Raw genomic sequence first — 6,094 nt, 5'->3', positions numbered from 1 at the left:
CGCCGCAGGCGATCCTTGACGGCGAGACCCGGTCGACTACGCGCGCGGGCGCCACACCGACCCGAAGAACAGGTCGAGACGAGGAGCGCGGCGCCGCACCAACCCCGAAGAACAGGTCGAGAAGAGGGGCGCGGGAGCCCCACCAATCCCGTAGAACGGGTCGACCCCGCGGAACGTAGGATCGCCGGGTGAACCCCCGCCACCGTCGCCTGATCATCCCGCTGGCACTGGTGGCCCTGCTCCTGGTCGTGGTGATCGCTGCGGTGACGCGGTGACCCGCCCGCTGGCGGAGGTCCTCGGCGAAGTGCGCGGCCACCTCGTTGCCGAGGAGTCCCTGGTGCGGGCGGTGGCGTCGGGACGCCAGAAGGCGTCCCAGCCACGGTGGCGGCGGGTGGAGCTGCGCTACGTCGACCTCAAGGCCGGACGCCACCTGCAGGTCACGGCGTACGACGCCACGCAGGCGCACACCTCCAACCATGCCGTCGGCGCGGACGCGGCGCAGGCGGTCGACGGGCTGCTGGCCGAGACGTTCGGCAACTGGCACGTCGAGACGACCACGCAGACGCACCAGGTCCGGGTGACCAAGCGCCTCGACGCGGTGCTGAGCACCAGCGACCGCGCGCAGCCGGTCGGCGTGGAGCGGGGGCACGACCGTGAGAAGCAGCGGCTGCTCCCGGAGGACGACCCGGTGTTCCGGGCGCTGGGCCTCACCGACGGCTCGGGGAGGATGAAGCCGAGCCGTCAGGCGAAGTACCGCCAGGTGGAGGACTTCCTGCAGATCCTCGACTCCTCGGTGAGTGAGGCGCTGGGCAGCGGACGGTTGCGTCGCCCGACCGCCGAGGCGCCCCTGCGCGTGGTGGACCTGGGCTGCGGCAACGCCTACCTGACCTTCACCGCGCACCGCTACCTGACGTCCGAGCGTGGGCTGCCCGTCGCGATGACCGGGGTCGACGTGCGCGAGCAGTCGCGCGACCACAACAGCGCGGTGGCAGCCGGCCTCGGGCTCGCCGCAGGGTCGATGGAGTTCGTCGCCGGAGACATCGCCACCGTGGCCCTCGACCCGGCGCCGGAAGTGGTGCTGGCCCTGCACGCCTGCGACACCGCCACCGACGAGGCCCTGGCGCGAGCCGTCGGCTGGGAGGCCTCTCTCGTGCTCGCGGCGCCCTGCTGCCACCACGACGTGGCAGCCCAGCTGCGCAAGGCACCGACGCCCGCGCCGTACTCCTCGCTGACGCGGCACGGGATCCTCCGGGAGCGCTTCGCCGACACCCTCACCGACGGTCTGCGCTCGTCGCTGATGCGGCTCGAGGGGTACCGCGTCGACGTGATGCAGTTCGTCGAGAGCCAGCACACCCCGCGCAACACTCTGCTGCGCGCTGTCCGGAGCGGTGGCTCGGGGCGCGGCGACGGCAACGCCGACGTGCGTGAGGAGTACGACGAGCTGGTCGCCGCCTGGGGGCTGCGCCCGCGCCTCGGCGAGCTGCTGGGGCGCTGATGCTGCGACCTCTCGGGCTTCTCGGGCTCGTCGGGATCGTGGGGGCTCCGGGGGCCGTCGGTCTCGTCGCGGTGGACGCGACGGGCGCGCCGGACCCTTCCGTGGCCTTCACTCTCGCCGACCCGGCCATCGAGGAGTCCAGCGGGCTGGTGGTCGACGCCGGCTCCGGGCTGTTCGTGACGGTCAACGACTCCGGAGACAGCGGTCGGGTCTTCACCGTCGACCCGGCGACCGGGAGCACGGTGGGGGTGACGCGGTGGGACCAGCAGCCGCGCGACGTCGAGGCGCTGGCCCCCGCCGGCCCCGGCGAGGTCTGGGTGGCCGACATCGGCGACAACGACGCCGAGCGCGACCTGGTCAGCGTGCGGCGGGTGCCGGTCGGGACCGGCGACCTCGACGCGTCCACGGCGACGTCGTACGACCTGACCTATCCCGGCGGCGCCCGCGACGCCGAGACCCTGATGGTCGACCCGGACGGTCGACTGGTGATCGTCACCAAAGGACTGCTGGGCGGAGAGGTCCTGCGCACCGAGCAGCCGCTGGACGCGGATCGTCCCAACGCCATGACCCGGATCGGGGTGGCGGTGCCGATCGCTACCGACGGTGCGTTCTTCCCCGACGGTCGGCACCTGATCGTGCGTTCCTACGGCATCGCCGTCGTCTACGCCTACCCGTCGCTGGACGAGGTGGGCTCCTTCTCGCTGCCGGACCAGGAGCAGGGTGAGGGCATCGCGGTCGATGCCTCGGGCACGGTCTTCGTCAGCAGCGAGGGCGCGGGCTCGGAGGTCCTGAGCGTCCCGCTGCCGAAGGCTGTACGGCGCGCGCTCGCGCCTCCGCGGCCCACGGACCCGGCCACGCCCGACCCGCCCGCCGCATCGGCCTCCCCGTCGACTCCGCTGGGGGCCTCACCATCGGCTCCACCGCCGGCGGACGACGACGGCCCGCTCCTGTCGTGGTGGCAGTACCTCATGGTGGCGGGGGTCGCGACGGTGGTGCTCGCAGCTCGGCTGTCGCGTCGCCTGCTCCGTCCGCCGGGGTGATGGCGAACCCCCGACGCGGCTCCTACGCTGACCCGCGTGCGACTGCGGAGGACCTCCCCTGACCAGCCCGGCTGGACTCGCGTCCGTGTCGGCGCCGGCTTCACCTACCGAGACCGGTCCGGCGCCCGGCTCCCGGCCGAGGACGTCCAACGGGTCAAGGACCTGGTGATCCCGCCGGCCTGGCAGGACGTGTGGATCACGCCGTACCCCAACGGGCACCTGCAGGCCGTCGGGACCGACGACGCCGGGCGTCGCCAGTACCTCTACCACCCGGCCTGGCGCGAGCGCCGCGACGCGGAGAAGTTCGATCGGATGCTCGTCTTCGGAAAGGGGCTGGTCAAGGCGCGCGAGCTGGTGCTCACCGACCTGGCCCGCGAGGGGATGCCGCTGGAGCGGGCGTGCGCGGCCGCCGTACGGCTGCTGGACCTGGGGTACTTCCGGATCGGCAACGACATCTACGCCGACACCCACGGCTCGTTCGGCCTCACCACGCTGGAGCGCCGGCACGTGCGCCGCCGCCAGGACAAGCTGGTCTTCGCCTTCGTCGGCAAGTCCGGTGTCGAGCACACCGTGGAGATCGACGACGCCACCGTGATCGAGGCGGTCGAGATCATGCGGCGGCGCCGGTCGAAGGAGGATCCCGGCCTGCTGGCCTACCAGGACGGCCGGTCGTGGCGCTCCATCATCCCCGACCTGGTCAACGACTACGTCCGCAGCACGACCGGGCTGGAGGCGACGGCCAAGGACTTCCGCACCTGGCACGCGACGGTCCTCGCCGCGGCCGCACTTGCGCAGAGCGACGAGCCGGGAGCCTCGAAGGCGTCACGCAAGCGTGCGGTCGCGGCCGCGATGCGCGAGGTCTCGGAGTTCCTCGGCAACACCCCGGCGCTGGCGCGCTCGTCGTACGTCGACCCGCGGGTGGTCGAGGCCTATGAGCGGGGGCTGACGATCCGCGGCACGACTCGGCGCACCCACGAGACGCCCGACGAGCGGCAGGCGGCGCTGGAGCGGGCGACGCTGCGGCTGATCAAGCGAGTAGACGGCGCGCGAGGGACGAGCGCGGCGTCGTGAGTCGCGCAGATTGAGCGAGCCTCGCGACCGACGGAGGAGGTCGCGATGGGCGAGACGAAATCCGGTGGGACAAGAGTCAACATCGTCTGGCCTAGGACAGTCGCTCGATGACGAAGTCGATGCACTTCGTGAGCGCCTCGACGTCGGCCGGGTCGACGGCCGGGTAGGTCCCGATGCGGAGCTGGTTCTGGCCGAGCTTGCGGTAGGGCTCGGTGTCGACGATGCCGTTGCTGCGCAGCACCTTCGCGACCACGGCCGCGTCGACGTCATCGGTGAAGTTGATGGTCGCGATCACCAGCGAGCGGTGCTGGGGCTCGACGACGTACGGCGTGGTGCACGCCGTGCGCTCGGCCCAGTCGTAGAGGGTGCTCGAGGACGCGGTGGTGCGCTCGACCATGGCCGGGAGTCCGCCGAGGCCGTTCATCCAGTCCAGCTGCTCGGCCATCAGGAAGAGCGTCGCGACGGCGGGTGTGTTGTAGGTCTGGTTCTTCAGCGAGTTGTCGATCGCCGTGGGCAGGTCGAAGAACGCGGGGATGTGGCGCTCGGTGGCCGCAATCCTCGCTGCGCGCTCGAGTGCCGCGGGAGACATGGCGGCGATCCACAGGCCCCCGTCCGAGGCGAACGACTTCTGGGGGGCGAAGTAGTAGGCGTCGCTCTGGGTCAGGTCGACGGGGAGCCCGCCCGCCCCCGAGGTGGCGTCGATCAGCACGAGTGCCTCGTCGGCCGACGTGCCCGCCGGCCGGACGACGGGCGCCATCACGGCGGTCGAGGTCTCGTTGTGGGCCCAGGCGTAGACGTCCACGCCGTCCTCGGCCACCGCGACGGGGCGCGAGCCGGGGTCGGCTGCGATGACCGTGGGGTCGCCCAGCCACGGAGCGGCCTCGGCGGCCGAGGCGAACTTCGAGGAGAACTCACCGAAGGCCAGGTGCTGGCTGCGCTGCTCGATCAGGCCGAAGGTGGCGATGTCCCAGAACGCGGTGGCCCCCCCGTTGCCCAGGACGATCTCGTAGCCGTCCGGAAGGTCGAAGAACGAGCTCAAGCCCTCGCGGACCCGCCCGACGGTGGCTCGCACGGGCGCCTGGCGGTGCGAGGTGCCCATCAGCGAGCGCCCGGTGGCGGCCAATGCGTCGAGCGCGGCCGGAGCGACCTTGGACGGTCCCGCGCCGAAGCGACCGTCGGCCGGCAGCAGGTCCGCGGGGATGATGATGTCGACGCTCTCGGGCACGGGCAACCTTCTCGACGATGGACGTGGTCCTCATGACGTGGTCCGCATGGGGACGGGCCGGCTTGCACGATCCTGGACCCCTCGGGCCCATTGTGTCAGCGCCCGTCACCGACCGACCCGAGGAGTCCAGACGACTCCGGTTCTGCGACGCTTGCCGGTGTGGACTTCCTCCCTGACGCGCGCCTGCAGACCGGCGCTGCCGGGCTGCGCTTCGTCCGGGTCGGGTACGGCGACCCGGACGCCCTGCGGCTGGTCGCCGACGTCCAGGCCGAGTACGTCGAGCGCTACGGCTCGCCGGACGACTCGCCGCTCGACCCGTTGATGTTCGACCCCCCGAGCGGGAGCTTCTTCGTCGGTCACCTCGACGACGTCCCGGTGGCGACCGGGGCGTGGCGGCGCAGCGACGTACCGGCTCTCGGGAGCGTGCTGACCGCCGAGATCAAGCGGATGTACGTCGCCCCGAGCGCCCGCGGACGTGGTGTGGCACGCCTGGTGCTGCGGCACCTGGAGACCAGCGCCGCCGCCGCCGGCTACGAGGCCCTCGTCCTGGAGACGGGGCTGCGCCAGCCCGAGGCCATCGCGCTCTACGAGACCTCGGGCTACGTCCGGGTCCCAGGCTTCGGGCACTACCGCGACTCGCCGCTGAGCCGGTGCTTCGCCCGTCGGATCGACGGGGAGCGGACTGAGCCGGCCGAGGAGGGGATCCCGGAGGGATCCGGACACGCCGAGAGCGGAGATCTGACGCCGCAGGCCGACTGAGGCGGCATGCTGGGTCGGTGCTCACCGACCCGCACTCCATCGTGGTCGACACCCTGGGCCGACTGCAGCGAGCGCTCGTCGGCAAGGACGTCGACGCCGCCGTCGAGTGCTTCGTGCCCGACGGGGCCCTCTTCGGCTCCGGTGTGGGCGAGGACGCGCACGGGCGGGCCGAGCTGGTCCGCGCCTTCGCCCTGGTCGTCGACCGTGGGCTGAGCCCCCAGTGGGACCTGGACGACAGCTACGTGCGGCTCCAGGAGGGGAGCATCTGGTTCGTCGCCGACGCGACCGTGGCCGTCGACGTCCTCGGCCGCCGGACGCGACGGCGTCGCTTCAAGATGTCGGGCTCCCTGCGCGGCGGGGGCGGGTACTACCGCTTCGAGCTCTTCAACGGACTGAACCCGATCCTCAGCGCCGGGCTCCACCTGGTGGGCTGACGGCGAACGACGACGTGGCCCCTGTCCCGCAGGACAGGGGCCACGTCGTGGGTGCTGGTGGAGCGTGCGT

The 6,094-nt window shown here is 72.2% G+C and carries 6 protein-coding genes; 5 read left to right on the top strand and 1 reads right to left on the bottom strand.

What is annotated here, in order from left to right; genetic code table 11:
• The first annotated feature begins 271 nt into the window (after window positions 1-271).
• The 3 genes from Q1K33_RS00910 to Q1K33_RS00900 are packed head-to-tail and all read left to right on the top strand — an operon-like array spanning window position 272 to window position 3,606.
• Window positions 272-1,495, top strand: a complete 1,224-nt coding sequence (locus Q1K33_RS00910; protein ID WP_300399795.1) for an SAM-dependent methyltransferase — start codon at window positions 272-274, stop codon at window positions 1,493-1,495.
• Entirely contained in the window at window positions 1,495-2,535 is a 1,041-nt protein-coding gene (locus tag Q1K33_RS00905) for a hypothetical protein (protein ID WP_300399794.1), read from the top strand. The genes Q1K33_RS00910 and Q1K33_RS00905 overlap by 1 nt, the downstream gene beginning before the upstream one ends.
• A gap of 36 nt (window positions 2,536-2,571) precedes the next feature.
• The gene (locus Q1K33_RS00900) at window positions 2,572-3,606 is read left to right on the top strand and encodes a DNA topoisomerase IB (RefSeq protein WP_300399793.1); all 1,035 of its coding nucleotides are present in this window, start codon (window positions 2,572-2,574) and stop codon (window positions 3,604-3,606) included.
• Window positions 3,607-3,697: 91 nt separating this feature from the next.
• Here Q1K33_RS00900 and serC read toward each other — a convergent pair whose 3' ends face one another.
• The gene (serC, locus tag Q1K33_RS00895) at window positions 3,698-4,831 is read right to left on the bottom strand and encodes a phosphoserine transaminase (RefSeq protein WP_300399792.1); all 1,134 of its coding nucleotides are present in this window, start codon (window positions 4,829-4,831) and stop codon (window positions 3,698-3,700) included.
• Between the two features lie 159 nt (window positions 4,832-4,990).
• Here serC and Q1K33_RS00890 point away from each other — a divergent pair, with 159 nt between their 5' ends.
• Window positions 4,991-5,590: a GNAT family N-acetyltransferase gene (locus tag Q1K33_RS00890; protein ID WP_300399791.1), complete on the top strand. Its 600-nt coding sequence runs from the start codon at window positions 4,991-4,993 to the stop codon at window positions 5,588-5,590.
• Between the two features lie 17 nt (window positions 5,591-5,607).
• Window positions 5,608-6,024, top strand: coding sequence for a nuclear transport factor 2 family protein (locus Q1K33_RS00885; protein ID WP_300399790.1), 417 nt, complete (start codon window positions 5,608-5,610; stop codon window positions 6,022-6,024).
• The last annotated feature ends 70 nt before the right edge of the window (window positions 6,025-6,094 follow it).

Origin of the sequence: Nocardioides sp. (genome assembly GCF_029937575.1) — a bacterium.
Classification (GTDB): domain Bacteria; phylum Actinomycetota; class Actinomycetes; order Propionibacteriales; family Nocardioidaceae; genus Nocardioides.
Note: the sequence above shows the minus strand (reverse complement) of the source record. Positions and strands in the feature narration are given on the sequence as shown.